The sequence below is a fragment of the Candidatus Spongiisocius sp. genome (assembly GCF_965221825.1).
GTDB lineage: Bacteria > Actinomycetota > Acidimicrobiia > Spongiisociales > Spongiisociaceae > Spongiisocius.
Genome location: NZ_OZ244917.1, coordinates 957,782 through 972,997, shown reverse-complemented (window position 1 = coordinate 972,997; position 15,216 = coordinate 957,782). Strand labels below are relative to the sequence as shown.

At 68.0% G+C, this 15,216-nt stretch carries 13 protein-coding genes and 1 pseudogene; 13 read left to right on the top strand and 1 reads right to left on the bottom strand.

Annotated features, from left to right (window positions below; genetic code table 11):
• Positions 1 to 77: 77 nt before the first annotated feature.
• The 12 genes and pseudogenes from ACOQPD_RS04525 to ACOQPD_RS04470 all read left to right on the top strand — a co-directional run bounded on the left by ACOQPD_RS04525 (position 78) and on the right by ACOQPD_RS04470 (position 13,580).
• Positions 78 to 1,379 (top strand): aromatic ring-hydroxylating oxygenase subunit alpha, encoded by a 1,302-nt coding sequence (locus tag ACOQPD_RS04525; protein WP_420613716.1) that lies wholly within the window; start codon positions 78 to 80, stop codon positions 1,377 to 1,379.
• Between the two features lie 179 nt (positions 1,380 to 1,558).
• Positions 1,559 to 3,778, top strand: coding sequence for a catalase/peroxidase HPI (gene katG, locus ACOQPD_RS04520; protein ID WP_420613715.1), 2,220 nt, complete (start codon positions 1,559 to 1,561; stop codon positions 3,776 to 3,778).
• A 37-nt stretch (positions 3,779 to 3,815) separates the two neighbouring features.
• Positions 3,816 to 5,015 carry a thiolase family protein gene (locus ACOQPD_RS04515; RefSeq protein ID WP_420613714.1) on the top strand — a complete coding sequence of 400 codons (1,200 nt, stop codon included), beginning with the start codon at positions 3,816 to 3,818 and terminating at the stop codon, positions 5,013 to 5,015.
• 406 nt (positions 5,016 to 5,421) lie between these two features.
• A complete protein-coding gene (locus ACOQPD_RS04510) occupies positions 5,422 to 5,898 on the top strand; it encodes a Zn-ribbon domain-containing OB-fold protein (protein WP_420613713.1) in 477 nt (158 codons plus the stop codon).
• Positions 5,895 to 6,737 carry a sugar phosphate isomerase/epimerase family protein gene (locus ACOQPD_RS04505; RefSeq protein ID WP_420613712.1) on the top strand — a complete coding sequence of 281 codons (843 nt, stop codon included), beginning with the start codon at positions 5,895 to 5,897 and terminating at the stop codon, positions 6,735 to 6,737. Before ACOQPD_RS04510 ends, ACOQPD_RS04505 begins: the two co-directional genes overlap by 4 nt.
• Positions 6,734 to 7,747 carry a dihydroxyacetone kinase subunit DhaK gene (locus tag ACOQPD_RS04500; RefSeq protein WP_420613711.1) on the top strand — a complete coding sequence of 338 codons (1,014 nt, stop codon included), beginning with the start codon at positions 6,734 to 6,736 and terminating at the stop codon, positions 7,745 to 7,747. The genes ACOQPD_RS04505 and ACOQPD_RS04500 overlap by 4 nt, the downstream gene beginning before the upstream one ends.
• Positions 7,748 to 7,752: 5 nt before the next feature.
• Complete coding sequence (locus ACOQPD_RS04495; RefSeq protein WP_420613710.1) at positions 7,753 to 8,394, top strand: DAK2 domain-containing protein; 642 nt, start codon at positions 7,753 to 7,755, stop codon at positions 8,392 to 8,394.
• Positions 8,391 to 9,830 carry a hypothetical protein gene (locus tag ACOQPD_RS04490; protein WP_420613709.1) on the top strand — a complete coding sequence of 480 codons (1,440 nt, stop codon included), beginning with the start codon at positions 8,391 to 8,393 and terminating at the stop codon, positions 9,828 to 9,830. The genes ACOQPD_RS04495 and ACOQPD_RS04490 overlap by 4 nt, the downstream gene beginning before the upstream one ends.
• Positions 9,827 to 10,744, top strand: coding sequence for a hypothetical protein (locus tag ACOQPD_RS04485; RefSeq protein ID WP_420613708.1), 918 nt, complete (start codon positions 9,827 to 9,829; stop codon positions 10,742 to 10,744). Before ACOQPD_RS04490 ends, ACOQPD_RS04485 begins: the two co-directional genes overlap by 4 nt.
• Positions 10,745 to 10,757: 13 nt before the next feature.
• On the top strand, positions 10,758 to 11,600 hold the full coding sequence (locus tag ACOQPD_RS04480; protein ID WP_420613707.1) for a class I SAM-dependent methyltransferase: 843 nt from the start codon (positions 10,758 to 10,760) through the stop codon (positions 11,598 to 11,600).
• A gap of 267 nt (positions 11,601 to 11,867) precedes the next feature.
• Positions 11,868 to 12,885, top strand: a pseudogene (locus tag ACOQPD_RS04475) (peroxidase family protein); the annotation flags it as partial.
• A 77-nt stretch (positions 12,886 to 12,962) separates the two neighbouring features.
• Entirely contained in the window at positions 12,963 to 13,580 is a 618-nt protein-coding gene (locus ACOQPD_RS04470; RefSeq protein WP_420613706.1) for a peroxidase-related enzyme, read from the top strand.
• Between the two features lie 58 nt (positions 13,581 to 13,638).
• On the opposite strand, the gene ACOQPD_RS04465 is transcribed toward ACOQPD_RS04470, so the two are convergent.
• Positions 13,639 to 14,331: a type 1 glutamine amidotransferase gene (locus tag ACOQPD_RS04465; RefSeq protein WP_420613705.1), complete on the bottom strand. Its 693-nt coding sequence runs from the start codon at positions 14,329 to 14,331 to the stop codon at positions 13,639 to 13,641.
• A gap of 65 nt (positions 14,332 to 14,396) precedes the next feature.
• Here ACOQPD_RS04465 and ACOQPD_RS04460 point away from each other — a divergent pair, with 65 nt between their 5' ends.
• A complete protein-coding gene (locus ACOQPD_RS04460) occupies positions 14,397 to 15,206 on the top strand; it encodes an S-layer homology domain-containing protein (RefSeq protein WP_420613704.1) in 810 nt (269 codons plus the stop codon).
• The last annotated feature ends 10 nt before the right edge of the window (positions 15,207 to 15,216 follow it).

Below are 15,216 nucleotides of genomic sequence, written 5' to 3'. Positions count from 1 at the left end.
ACCGCCTCCGCGGAGGCCATGTGCAGCCAAGCCCTCCTGGCCTTCGGCTTGGCGGCAGTTGTTATCGTCGGATGGTGATGCCACCCACCGTTGGGGCGCCATGGCGCCTTCCGGGATTCTGGGCCGACATCCGACCTCAGGTCTGGTCGGCTCTCGGACCGCCTCCGGCCGTCTACGCGGACGAGGCCTTCTTCGCCGATGAGCAGACCCGGCTGTTCGGACGGGCATGGACCGGCGTGGCTCTCACCGACGAACTCTCCCGGTCCGGACGGCTTCTCGTGCGGACGGTCGCCGGAAAGTCCGTGCTGCTGACCCGGTCCGGAGACCGGTTGCGCGGGTTCATGAACACCTGCCGCCACCGGGGGACCGAGTTGGCCGAAGCCGACTGCGACATAGCCGGCACCATCCGGTGTCCGTACCATCGTTGGAGCTACTCGACCGACGGCCGCCTGGTCGCGGCGCCGCTGTTCGAGGCATCACCCCCATCGGACTTCGACCCCGCCGACTGGCGTCTCGTCCCCGTGCGGGTGGACACCTGGGGTCCCATCGTGTTCGTCTGCCTGGACGAGGAGACGCCGCCGCTGGACGTATGGCTCGGTGACCTGCCCGAGCGAATGGCCGCCTACCGCCTGGACGAGTGGAGGCTCGCCAACCTCGAGGGGGCGGCCGCCACGTTCGAGGTCGCAGCCAACTGGAAACTCCTCGTCGAGAACTTCGCGGAGTACTACCACCTACCGTGGGTGCATCCGAAGCTGGCCAAGGTCTCACGCGTCCGGGACCACTACCGCTACCAGGGTCCGGGGATGTACTGCGGGCAGACCACGACGCCTGTCTCGAGCGACCAGCACGAAGACTGGGTGGTATTGCCCCCCGCCACGGGTCTTGGCGCATCCGATGCCGCCAGCGGACGGTTCGTAGCCGTGTTCCCCAACGTCCTGCTCGCGGTGCTGCCGAACCATGTGTTCCTCATCCTGCTCGAGCCGGTGGAGGTCGGGCGGACCGTCGAGCACTGCACCTTCCTGTTCCCACCGGGCGCAGCGCCGTCGCCCGAGGACGACCAGGGCCGGCAACGGCTCGCCGAGGCGTTCGAGACCACCAGGCGGTTCTGGGTCGACGTGAACGACGAGGACATCGATATATGCGAACGGGTCCAGCGAGGCGTCTCCCGGGCCGGCGCGCCGCCGGGTCCCATGGCGCCTCGTTTCGAGGAACCCCTGAACCGCTTCCACAACATGACGGCCGATCTCATGACCCTCGAATCGGTGGCGAACCTGGAGGCGCCGGGGGGAGACCGGCCGGGCGATGTCGATCTCTACGGCACCAAGCCGAACCCGATGCCGCCGCCCATCGAGGTGGAGGCGGCGCTACGGGGCGCGTAGGCATCTCGGGGACGGCATGCGCCGAAGCAGACCTCCGATTCCTGAGGGCCGTCAGCCCTCGTTGCGGCAGACCATCCGCCGGGTCGTAGCCCGGTCTGTCGAGAAGGGCGCCGGCCTCCGCCGGAAGTGTCCGCCGGAGGCGATACCATCAGCCCACCGAACAACCAAATGGAGAGGTCATGACCATCGAAGAAACCATGGATGTCGACACCACCCCGGCCGCCAAGTGCGCCGTATCGCCTGACACGCAAGCCGCGATGGGCTCGATGGCGAACCAGAACTGGTGGCCCGAGCAGTTGAACCTGAGGCCTCTGGGCAAGAACTCACCCCTGATCGACCCCATGGGTGACGGTTTCGACTACGCCGAGGAGTTCAACAGCCTCGATCTGGCCGCGGTGAAGGCGGACATCGAGGAGGTGATGACCGATTCACAGGACTGGTGGCCGGCCGACTACGGCCATTACGGGCCGCTGATCATCCGGATGGCGTGGCACAGCGCCGGCACCTACCGCACCTTCGACGGGCGAGGCGGCGGCGGCTCGGGGACTCACCGCTTCGCCCCGCTCAACAGCTGGCCCGACAACGCCAACCTCGACAAGGCACGGCGGCTGCTGTGGCCGGTCAAGCAGAAGTACGGCCGCAAGATCTCGTGGGCCGATCTGATGATCCTCGCCGGCAACGTCGCGCTGGAGTCCATGGGCTTCGAGACCTTCGGCTTCGGCGGCGGCCGCGAGGACGTGTGGGAGCCCGAGGAGGACATCTACTGGGGCCCCGAGACCGAGTGGTTGGGCGATGAGCGCTACAGCGGCGATCGGGAGCTCGCCAACCCGCTGGGCGCGGTGCAGATGGGCCTGATTTACGTGAATCCCGAGGGGCCGAACGGGCGGCCCGACCCGCTGGCGGCGGCGAGGGACATCCGCGAGACCTTCACCCGCATGGCCATGGACGACACCGAGACGGTAGCCCTCATCGCCGGCGGGCACACCTTCGGGAAGACCCACGGTGCGGCGGCCGTGGACCGCTACGTAGGTCCGGAGCCGGAAGGGGCCGACCTGGAGGAGCAGGGTCTCGGGTGGACGAACACCTTCGGTAGTGGGAAGGCGGGCGACTCGATCACGAGCGGGCTCGAGGGCGCCTGGACGGCCACGCCGGTGGCGTGGGACAACACCTTCTTCGAGACCCTGTTCGGCCACGACTGGGAACTCTCGAAGAGCCCGGCAGGCGCATGGCAGTGGATCCCCGCCAACGGCGAGGCGGCGGGCACGGTGCCCGATGCCCACGACCCGTCGAAGCGGCATACCCCGGTGATGCTGACCACCGACCTCTCCCTCCGCATGGATCCCATCTACGAGCCGATCTCCCGGAAGTTCCTGGAGAACCCGGACGAGCTGGCCGACGCCTTCGCCAGGGCGTGGTTCAAGCTGACCCATCGCGACATGGGGCCGGTATCCAGGTATCTCGGTCCGGAGGTCCCGACCGAGCAACTCATCTGGCAGGATCCCGTCCCCGCGGTGGACCACGAGCTGGTCGATGACGGCGGCATCGCCGCTCTCAAGGCCAGGATCCTCGACTCCGGGCTCTCCGTTTCCCGGCTGGTGGCGACCGCGTGGGCCTCGGCGTCCACGTTCCGTGACAGCGACAAGCGGGGCGGCGCCAACGGTGGCCGCATCCGCCTCGCCCCCCAGAGGGACTGGGAGGCCAACGATCCTCCCGAGCTGGGAGCCGCGCTGGAGGTATTGGAAGGGATCCGGACCGAGTTCAACAACTCCCGGAACGGCGGCACCAGGGTGTCCCTGGCGGACCTGGTCGTCCTGGGAGGTTGCGCCGCCGTCGAGGAGGCTGCGCGCCTGGCCGGTTGCGAGGTCGAGGTCCCGTTCTCACCGGGCCGCACGGACGCCTTGCCGGAACAGACGGACGAAGCCTCTTTCGCCGTGCTCGAACCGGCCGCCGACGGGTTCCGCAACTACCTGCGCAACGGCGATGGGCGCCGGCCCGAGACGATGCTGGTGGACAAGGCAAGCCTGCTGTCGCTCACCGCACCCGAGATGACGGTACTGATCGGAGGTCTCCGGGTCCTGGGCGCCAATACCGCCGGATCCACCCTCGGCGTGCTCACCGACCGCGCCGGGACGCTGACCAACGACTTCTTCGTGAACCTGCTCGACATGGGCACCCGCTGGCAGCCGTCAGGGACCGACCACGTCTACGACGGTGTCGACCGCGATACCGGCGAGGTCAGGTGGTCGGCCACCTCGGTCGACCTCGTCCTCGGTCACAATTCCCAACTCCGGGCCATCGCCGAGGTCTACGGGTCATCCGATGGCCAGGAGAAGTTTGTCCAGGACTTCGTTGCGGCCTGGCACAAGGTGATGAGCCTCGACCGGTTCGACCTGGCCTGAGGTTGCTCACGTAGCGGACCGAGTCACCGCGCACCTCATGAGCGACACCGTGCTTGTGGTCGGGGTGGGCATGACCCCGTTCGTGGGATTCAGGCCGGATGCGAGCGTCCGCGACATGGTGGCCGAGGCGGTCCGGGAGGCCCTGATCGACGCCGGCGCCCGGGCAGGGTCGATAGAAATGGGCGTGGCGGCGTACGAGAGCGACCACTTCAACCGGCAGATGAGCCTCGGCCATATCCTTCAGGAGGCTGTGGGACTGGCCGGCCGGCCCATGGCCCGCGTTGAAGGAGGCGGCGCCACGGGCGCGCTCGCCATCCGGACCGGGGTCACGGCGCTCCGGGCCGGGGACGCCCGGGCCGTCCTCGTCTACGGAGGTGAGACCAACGGCCGCTCGGTCGATCGGGCCACTGCGACGGAGCTTCTCGCACTTTCCGCCGACTTCGAGTGGGAAACCCCCGTGTTCGGGACCTTCGCCGCTCCCTACGCGCTGATGATCACCGAGCACATGCGGAGGTACGGAACGACGGCCGAGCAGTTCGCCGAGATCGCGGTGAAGAACCGGCGTATCGCTCTGGAGAACCCCTGCGCTCACAAGGGCATGTCCATCACGGTGGAGGACGTGCGCGGTTCGCCCCCGCTGTCCGATCCCTATCGCCTGTTCGACGCCAGCCTGCTCAGCGACGGCGCCGCGGCCGTGCTGCTCGCCACCCGGGAATGGGCGGAGCAGCACTCGTCCACGCTCTCCGAGCGTCCTCCGGTGGCGGTCCTCGGCTCCGGGTCTTCCACCGACCTGCCCCGCCTCTCCGACCGGTCGGATGAGATGTTCCCCCACTTCGGCGCCAAGCGGAGGGCGGCCCGGGCCGCCTACCGGATGGCCGGCATCGAGAACCCGGCGCGAGAGATCGACGTGGCGGAGGTGTACGACTCCTTCAGCGGAGCGGAGCTCCAGGCCTACGAGGACCTCGGTCTGTGCCGGGTGGGGGAGGGCGGTGCGGCCGCCGCCGAGGGTCGCTTCGACCTGGGCGGGCATGTCTGGGTCAACACCTCGGGCGGGCTGCTGGGCAGGGGATCGGCGGTTGGCGCCACCGGAATTGCCCAGGCTGTGGAGGTGACGCGCCAACTGCGTGGAGAGGTGCCGGGCGCCCGAGCCGTCCCCGATGCCCGCATCGGCATCACCGACACCCACGCCGGCGTCGGCTCGCTGGCAGTGGTCAACGTGTTCGGGCGCACCCGATGAGACTGATTGAGCGCCACTTCCGACGCGCACCAGGCGAGTTCACCAAGCGTCGCCGGCAAAACCTGTCACACCCCCGTTGTACGTTGGCAATTGCCAAGCACCTACACCGACCGCAAGCGTCTCACCGATCGGAGCGGCCGGCCCGCAGGGAACATTCACAGGTTTCGCAGGGAGCGACCAGCCATTACCCGGCCCCAGCCCGGGCATGGCCGAACACGCTCCGAACCAAGGACAGGTGGTGGCGGGGGAGGGCCCGGTGCGGAGCGCCGGGGTTTTCTGGGGGGGTTTTTCGCGTTCCGGGTTCGTTGCGAGGCGTCAGGCGGGGCGTCATGGTCCCCTTTTCCACGCTCGGTGGGGGCGTCGCTGCGGGGCAGGTGGGCTTCGTTGCCAGCGGGGGTGGCGCCTGATGCGGGTGACCGGGGCCGAGCGGGGGACCACACCGTCGGGTGATCGGTACTCCTTGCTCCGTATCGAGATGGCTCAGCGGTATCGCCATGCGGTCGGATCGGCCGATCCCTTCTACCGGGGCCTCGAGAACGGAGTGCTGCGGGCCACCGAGTGCCCGGATTGCGGGTCGACCTGGTTCCCCCCGCGGCGGTTCTGCGATGCCGACCTGTCCGAGACCACCTGGTACGACCTGCCGGGCACGGGCAGGATCATGGCCGCCACCCGTGTCCACGTTCCGCCACCCTTCGGCGGTATCGACGTCCCCTACATACTCGCCTCGATCCGGCTCGACGGGGTGGACGGAGGCATCACCCACCGGGTAGCGGCTAGCGACATACCGGAGCGGGGTACCGTGGTGGCGGCGACGTTCAGCGACCGCCAACCCGCCCATCCGCTATTGCGAATGGCCTTCGCAGTCAAGGAGGAGATCGCGTGACCCGACCGGTAGGCATCGAAATCTTCTACTGGCTCGACAAATGGTCGGACGACCAGTCGGCCGCGTTCGCCAAGGCGGCTGAAGCCGGTTATGACGGGGTGGAGATATCCCTCGTGGCCGGCCTCGATGTCGGCGTCGAGCGTATGGCGCGTACCGCCCGATTGCTGGGCCTCGACGTTCTCTGCAGCACCGGGCTGAGCCCGACCATGGACATCTCCAGCCCCGACGCCTCCGTGCGCAGGGCCGGCGTCGACCATCTGCGGCGGTGCCTCGACGACTCCGCCCGGCTGGGCAGCCCGATTCTGGGGGGAGTCACCTATGCAACCTGGATGGGCTTCGTAGAGGACGACCCGGACAGCTACCGGGGGCGATCGGCGTCCGCCATGCACGAGGTGGCCGAGTACGCATCGACCCTGGGTGTCGATGTCTGTCTCGAAGTTCTCAACCGTTTCGAGACTTTCATGTTCAACACCGTGGCCGGCTGCCTGGATTACATCGAAATGGTGGACCATCCTTCCGTCAAGGTGGAGCTGGACACCTTCCACATGAACATGGAGGAGGACGACCTCGCCGATGCCGTTCGCCTGGCGGGGAGCCGCATCGGCCACGTCCAGGTGGCCGCCAACAACCGGAGGGCTCCCCAGTACGGCCACATCGACTGGGCTTCTTTCAGCCGGGCACTCGACGAGGCCGGCTACGGGGGTTGGGTGGTGTTCGAGACCTTCCCCAACTCGAAGGTCGAGACCGGCCGGGCCACCTATGCCTGGCGGGACCTGACCGACCGCCCCGATCAGGATGCGGCCGAGGCGGCCCGCTTCATAAGGGAGAACATCGCATGAGCATCCGCACCCGGCGCTTCCTCAACGATCCCGCCCGTGCGGTTGCGGAGATGCTCGAGGGATACGCCTCCGCTCATGCCGGCATCGTCTCGCTCAAGAACGGCATGGTGGTCCGCACCGTTCCCAAGGCCGAAGGCAAGGTGGGGCTGGTGATCGGCAACGGCTCCGGCCACGAGCCGGCCATGATCGGCTGGGTAGGGGAGGGTCTGTTCGACGTCAACGTTGCGGGTCCGATCTTCTCATCGCCCGGACCGGCGGCGATCCTGGCGGGCATCGAGGCGGCCGACCGGGGCGGCGGGGTGATCCTGCTGGTGTCCAGCCACGCCGGGGACATCATGAACGCGGAGCTTGCCATTGACGAGGCGGAGGATGCAGGCATCGACGGGGTGGAGATGGTGGTTCTGTATGACGATGTGGCCTCGGCGCCCAAGGACCGGATCACCGAGCGCCGGGGTGGTGCCGGGCTCTTCTTCGTCTGGAAGACGGTGGGGGCGGCGGCGGAACGCGGCGACTCCCTGGAGGCATGCGCCGCGGTCGCGCGCATGGTCCGGGATCGCACCCGCTCACTGTCGGCGGCGACCGGCACGGTGGCCCACCCGGTGAGCGGGCAGCCTTTAGGCGACCCCGAGGACACCACTCTGTCGGTGGGCATGGGAGTTCACGGCGAGCCGGGCCACCGTCTCGGCGACGATGTTCGGGCGGACGAGATCGCGAGCCTGATGATCGACCGGCTTGCGAACGATGCCGACCTGCCATCCGGCTCGCAGGTGGGGTTGCTCCTCAACAACGCCGGCTCCCTCACCCTGATGGAGCTATCGGTCCTGTACCGGGGCGCGCGCGCCGCCCTGGAGCGGAGAGGTATCGAGGCGGTCCGGTCCTGGATGGGTCCCTACGCCACCACCCTCGACATGGCGGGGTTCTCGTTCGCCATCTGTCACATGAATGCCGAGCTGCTCGAGTTGTACGACCGGCCCGCCAGGGGAGCGGGCTTCACGATGGCCGGCCGGTAGCGGCGATGATCGACCGGGACCTCGCGGTGCGGCTGGTGGTTGCCGCCAGCCGGAGGGTGGACGACCACCGGGAGGAGTTGTCCCGGCTCGACTCGGTGGCCGGTGACGGCGACCACGGGGTCAACATGGCGGCCGCCCTGGCGGAAGCGGCCCGCCGCGCCGGGGAAGGCGACCATCGCACCGCCGCCGACGTGATGCGAGCCACCGGATCCGCCTTTCACGAGACCGTGGGCGGTGCCGCCGGTGCCCTGTTCGGCGCCTTCTTCGGAGCCCTGGCGGGCGGCCTTTCCCGGTCCGTGGCGCCCGATGGGAGTGAGCTGGTAGCCGGGATGGAGAAGGGTCTTGCCCGGGTGGTGCGGATCGGCAAGGCCGGACCGGGAGACAAGACGATGATCGATGCCCTGACCCCCGCTGTAAGCGAGGCCAGGGAGGCGATGGACGGGGATGGCGACCTGGTGTCCGTAATGGCCGCGGCGGCCCGTGCTGCTCGAGAGGGCGCCCGGGCGACCGCGGGTATGTGGCCCTCCGCGGGACGGGCCCGGTTCGCCCCCGACCACAGCATGGGGACCGAGGATCCCGGCGCCAATACGGTCGCCCTGATCCTCGAGTCCTGGGACGAACAGTTGAGCAGCGAGGTGACGGCATGAGCGGCGACCGACTCCGGGTCGGATACGTGGGGGTGGCGTTCGAGAGTTACTACGCCGACGAGCACGACCAGTACCGGCGGGCCATTACAGGCCTCAACCGCCTCGCGGACGAGCTGGACTTCGACCTGGTGGCCATCGACCACGGGATCGGTGATCTGGAGGCAGCACGGGAGGCGGCCGGCCACCTGTCGTCCCAGCAGCTCGACTTCCTGGTCCTCCAGGCGGCTGCCTGCGCGTCGGGCGAACTGCTCGAGCCGCTGGCGGCGGTCGCCCCCCGGCTAGGCCTCTGGGCCACTCCCGAACCGGTGCTGGAGGGCTCCATCCAGCTCCACTCGCTGGTCTCGACCAACCACTTCGCCTCCATAATCCGCCGCTACCTGCGAGAGCGGGGGGTGCCCTACAAGTGGTTCCTGGGCCACATCGACGAGCCGGACACGGAACGGCGCTTCCGCGTCACCTTCCGGGCGCTGAAGGGGATCAAGGCGATGGCCTCGGCGCGGATCGGCTGGATAGGCGGCATCTCTCCTGGCTTCTACAACATGCTGTTCGACGAGGCGAGCCTGGAAAGCCGGTTCGGAACCACGGTCGGAACCCACACCATCGAAGACGTGGTCAGAACGGCCCGGGCCGTCGAGACCGGCCCGGCCGCCTCGGTGGTGCGGATGGCCACCGACGTGGCAACCGAGGTGACCGCTCCCTCGCTCGGCATGGACCGAAACGCCCGCCTCTACCTGGCGCTCCGCCGGATCATCGAGACGGAGGGGTACGACGCCCTGGCGGTCCAGTGCTGGCCCAGCTTCCAGGAGGACTTCGACATGGCCCCGTGCATGGCCTACAGCCTGCTGGGCTCGGAGGACGGTGTGGCGGTGTCCTGCGAGGGGGACGTGCCCGGCGCGGTGTCGATGCTTCTGATGAACTCGATGTCGTCCCGTCATGGTTCCGCCACCCTGCTGGACCTGACCACCCTCGACCTGGAAACCGATGCCGCCCTGCTCTGGCATTGCGGGGTCACGCCCCGCCACTTCGGCGCCGGCAACGGGATCCGCTGGGTGGATCACGTGACGCTGGGCCGCAAGTCGGACATCCGCTACGGCGTGTCGGGCGACCTGTTGTTCGCTCCCCAGCAGACGACCATCGCCTATGCGGGGGACGATTTCCGCGAGCTGTTCATCGCCACCGCCGAGGTGGTGGATACCGGCAAGGCCGGGTTCGACGGCACCCGCGGCTGGTTCACCCGGTTCCGGCTCAACGGCGAGCCGATCGAGCTGATGGACCTGGTAAACACCGTGATGGTCCAGGGCCGCGAGCACCACTATGCCGTGGCGCAGGGAGACCTGTCCTCGGAGTTGGCGGAGGTGGCCGCCTGGCTCGGGATGCGCACCACCAGGCCCATCCCGATGCGCGACCACTTACAGATCGAGGAACTGAACACATGAGGGGACTCTCCAAAGGCCGGTCAGAGGTGGGCTCGGAGCGTCTCGGGCGGGTCGCAACGGCGACCGGTCTCTTCACGGTCCTGGCGATCGACCATGTGGGCTCGTTCGCCCAGACCGTGAGTCCGGAGCACCCGGAGAACATGACGGCCGACGATATCAACGCGGCCAAGCAACCGATCATCGCGGCGCTCGGGCCGATAAGCCGGGCGATCCTGATCGACCCCGGCTATCTCGTGGCCACGGGGGCCGCCGTTGGGGGCCGCCCGGAGGGTCTGGGCCTGATCCTCGGTATCGAGGACGGGGACTACGCCGACGTTCGAACCGCCCCTCGCCTCCTTCCGGGCTGGAATGCGGAGCGGGCGGCCGAGATGGGAGCGGACGCCGTCAAGATCTCCGTCTACTACGACCCGGACGGGGACATGTCAGCGGCGGAACGGTTCGTGACGGATGTGGTGGGGCAGTGCCGGGCGGTCGGGTTGCCACTCTTCTGCGAGCCGCTGGCGCTGTACGAGGACCCCGCGGACCGGCGGCGCGCCGTGCTGGAGGGGGTGCGACGGCTCGGCCCGCTGGGGGCGGAAGTGCTCAAGCTGCAGTTTCCCGTCATGCCGGAGGCCGGTCGGCACGCTCCCGAGGAATGGGCCGAAGCATGCGCCGAGGTCGACCGCTCGAGTCCGGTTCCCTGGGTCATCCTGTCCGAGGGCAGTGACTTCGGGCTGTTCCGTGACCAGGTGCGGGTGGCCTGCGCGGCGGGGGCGTCGGGGTTTCTCGGGGGCCGGGCGATCTGGCGAGAGCTTGCCACGGGCAGGCGCGACACGCAGCATGCCGCCCGGCGGATGACCGAACTGCGTGCGGTCGCCGAGGCTGAAGGCACGCCCTGGTCGACCTCGATGGCGCGGCGCAGCACGATCCGGTAGCCCGGTAAGGCCCATGGTGGGAAGCCTGCGCCTCTATTCCGACCTGGCCTACCTGTGGCCGCTGGTAAGCCCGCCGGAGGACTACGCGGAGGAGGCCGCCCACTGGAGGGGTGCCATCCGGGCCCGGCTGGGTGAGGGACGCCATCGCATCCTCGAACTCGGCGTGGGCGGTGGCCACAACCTGTCGCACCTCACCTCTGACTTCGAGGCCACCGGCGTTGACCTGTCTCCGGAGATGTTGGAGCACTCCCGGCGGCTGAACCCCGACGTCGAGCACCACGTAGGCGACATGCGGACCGTGCGCCTGGGGAAGGTGTTCGACGCGGTGCTCATGCACGATGCGGTGGCCTACATGCTGACCGAGGACGATTTGAGGGCGGCCCTCGCCACCGCCCGGGCCCACCTGCGACCGGGCGGTCTGCTCCTGGTGGCGCCCGACCTGGTGGCCGAGTCCTTCGAGGAGGGCCGGGTCCTGCGCTGGGACATCCCGCCGCCGTCCGTGCCCGGCGCCCCGGAGGTGAGGGTCGAGGAGCGGCTGACCGACCCCGATCCGGCCGACACCACCATCGAGTCCTGGATCACCTACAAGATCAACGACGAATGCGGTCGGCGCGTGGAAAAGGACCTCCATGTGACCGGCCTCTTCCCGCTCGCGACCTGGGTGTCCCTCATGGAGGAGGCCGGCTTCGAGACCGAGGTACTCCCCCTCCCAGGCGACGGAGACGGATGTGGAGAGCACCTGTTCTCCGGCGTCCTGTGTCGCCGATGGCAGGATCGCGGCCGGTCCGATTCCTTGGATGCTCGCCTAGATTGGAAACACACGATCGACCACCGAGGAGCCGAGGAGTACCGATGACCGTCGAAGACACCAGCCGCATCGACCAGGAGGCGCCGGCCGCGCAGTGTCCGGTGTCGCCGCAGTTGCCCATACCGATGGGCTCGCTCGCGAACTAACAGTGGTGGCCGGAACAGTTGAACCTGAGGCCATTGAACAAGAACTCGCCCCTGATAGATCCCATGGGCGAGGGGTTCGACTACGCGAGGGAGTTCAGCAGCCTCGACCTCGCGGCGGTGAAGGCCGACCTCGAAGAGGTGATGACGACCTCGCAAGACTGGTGGCCTGGACGAACTGGCCGACGCCTTCGCCAAGGCATGGTTCAAGCTCACCCATCGCGATATGGGACCGGTAACGCGATATCTCGGTCCGGAGGTCCCGGACTGCCAGATGATATGGCAGGATCCCGTCCCCCCCCGGGGTAGACCACGAACTCGTCGATGACGCCGACATCGCCGCCCTCAAGGTGAAGGTCCTCGACTCCGGGCTCTCCGTCTCGCGGCTCGTTTCGACCGCTTGGGCCTCGGCGTCGACGTTCCGCGACAGCGACCTGCGCGGAGGAGCGAACGGCGCCCGCATCCGACTCGCCCCCCAGAAGGACTGGGAGGTCAACGACCCCTCGGATCTGGCGGCCGCGCTAACGGTCCTGGAGGAGATCCGGAGCGAGTTCAACAAGTCCCAGAACGGTGGCAAGAGGGTGTCTCTCGCGGATCTGATCGTCTTGGGCGGATGCGCCGCCGTCGAGGAGGCGGCCCGTGACGCCGGATGCGATATCGAGGTTCCGTTCTCGCCGGGACGCACCGACGCCTCGGCGGAGCTACGGATGCGGAGTCGTTCTCCGTGCTCGAACCGACGACCGACGGGTTCCGGAACTACCGGCGCAACGGTGATGGGCACCGATCCGAGACGCTGCTGGTGGACCGGGCCAGCCTGCTGTCGCTAACCGCGCCGGAGATGACCGTGCTGGTCGGAGGTCTCCGTGTTCTGGGCACCAACTCCGTGGGGTCCTCGCTCGGTGTTCTCACGGATCGGGTCGGGGCGCTGACCAACGACTTCTTTGAACCTGCTGGACATGGACACGATGTGGGAGGTGTCGGTCACCGAGGACGTCTACGAGGGCCGTGACCGCACGGCAGGAGAGGTCAAATGGACGGCCAGTGCCGTGGACCTCGTCTTCGGCTCCAATTCCCAGCTTCGTGCCATATCCGAGGTCTACGGCTCGGACGACGCCGGGGAGAAGTTCGTGCAGGACTTCGTGACGGCCTGGGACAAGGTCATGAATCTCGACCGCTTCGACCTGGCCTGAACACGTTGCCGCTCGGCGGTGGTGCTGTCTCACGTCAACTCTAGGATGAGGGCGTTGCTGGCGGAGAATGGGCGTCCATGGCACGCATCAAGGTCATTCCCGATGATTCATGGGATGGTGCGCTCGGCGACATCTATCCCCGGGTTGTCGATCGCGTGTACGGGCGGGTTGACAACATCATGGCCGTGCACTCGCTCAACCCCCGCGGTATGGCTGCCCACCTGGGCCTCTACGAGTCGGCGATGGCGGGCACCGCGACGCTCCGCAAGGTCGAGCGGGAGTTCATCGCCCTGGTCGTGAGCCTCGAGAACGACTGCCACTACTGAGTTGTCCACCACCGGCGCGGTCTGCGCCGGCTGGTCAAGGATGATGAGCTTGTCGAGGCGGTCGAACGAGACTGGACCACCGCGGACCTGTCGCCCAAGCGGCGGTCGATGCTGACGTTTGCCGTCAAACTGACGGCTCAGCCCGGTGCGATGAACGAAGCTGATGTCGAGGCCCTGCGATCGGCCGGGTTCTCAGACCGTGACATCCTCGACATTGTCGAGGTGGTCGGCTACTACGCCTACGCCAACCGGATCGCTGATGGTCTGGGCGTCGAGACCGAATCCTGGATCCCGGACCGACCCACCGCGAGGGGCGGACACGGCGATCATGCTCCCGCTGGAAGCCGGAAGAGTCCGGAGGCTCCTTAGCATCGTTGAATGATGAGCGCCGGAACTGCGCCCTCCCGTGCGGGGAGATTCCTCTCCCTCAGTCATCCAGGCCGGCGATCCAGGCATCGAACAGGTGGTAGGAACCGTCGTTCAGCTCCGACCGGGCGTCCTCCATCCCGGCGGCGAACGCCTCCGGGGTGCTGCCCGCCCGCTCCACCATCTCGCGGGCTCGGTGGTTGGCCCACCTGTTGGCTGCGGAATTGTGCGCCTCGGGATGGAACTGGACGGCCAGCGCCGATCCCAGCGCGAAGGCCTGGGGAAACCGGTCGGAACGGGCCAGCAACACGCTTCCGGGCGGTAGATCGAACGTGTCCTGGTGCATCTCGAACACCTTCCGTCCGGCCACCTTCGATATCACCGGATGGCGGTGTCCGGCATCGGTGAGCTCGACCGGGACGGCGCCGACCTCGGGACGGTCGGCCAGATAGGCCCGGCCCCCTAGAGCGGCGGCCAGCAGCTGGGATCCGAGGCATATCCCCAGCACGGGGGTGTCCCGCTCCACCAACTCTCGCGCCAGCCGCATCTCCTCGGCGAGACAGGGGAATTCCTCCGTGTCGTAGGCCCCCATGCGGCCACCCATCATCACCAGCACATCCACCTCGCCGGCCGGCGGGACCGGCTCCCCGTCGATGATCTGAACCTCGTCCCACTCCAGCCCGGCATGCTTCAGGCGCTCGGCCAGCCTGCCTAGAGACTCGTGAGAGTGCCTGATCACCACCATTCTTCCCATCAGCTGCGAGTCTAAAGGGACCGATGAGAACTACCATAAGGCCCGGCCCCGACCGGAGAGCATCCTTGACAGCACCCGAGCGTTCAGCGTCCTTCCGACGGCGCCGGGCCGGATGGGCGTGCCTGGTTACGGTCGCCCTTCTGGCTGCTGCAACCGTTCCGGTATCGGCCACCACCGGCGATGGCGGGGGATTCTCCGACGTGGGCGAGGGCCTGCACACGCCTGCCATCGAGGCCCTCGCGGAGATGGGTGTGTTCACGGGCACCGAATGCGAGGAGGGCTTCTGTCCCCGCGATCCCGTGGAGCGGTGGGTGATGGCCGTCTGGCTGATCCGGGTGCTTGGCAGTGAGGTCGAGGCCACCGGAACCTCCCGGTTTGCAGACGTCGACGCCGCCCTGTGGTGGTCACCCTACGCGGAGGAACTCGCCGACCGGGAGATCACCAAGGGATGCGAGACCGATCCGCTCCTCCTCTACTGCCCGGAAGTTACCGTTACCCGGGCCCAGATGGCCTCCTTCCTAGAACGTGCCTTTGATCTCGAACCCGCCGAACCGGCCGGGTTCGGCGATGTGACCGAGGGCAGCACGCACGCAGCCGACATCGACGCCTTGGCCGCGGCCGGCATCACCAAGGGATGCGAGACCGATCCGCTCCTCTACTGTCCCAGCAAGCCCGTCACCCGGGAAGAGATGGCCACCTTCCTGCACCGCGCATTGCGCCATCAGGAGGAGGCGGCCGGGTCCGGGCCGGTCGAGATCAGCGACGATGTACCGGATGTCGACCTGACCGACATGTCCACCGGCGACACCGTGAATCTCCGGTCGGTGTTCACCGGTGACAAGGCGGTCATGTTCTGGTTCTGGGCCGAGTGGTGACCGCGCTGCC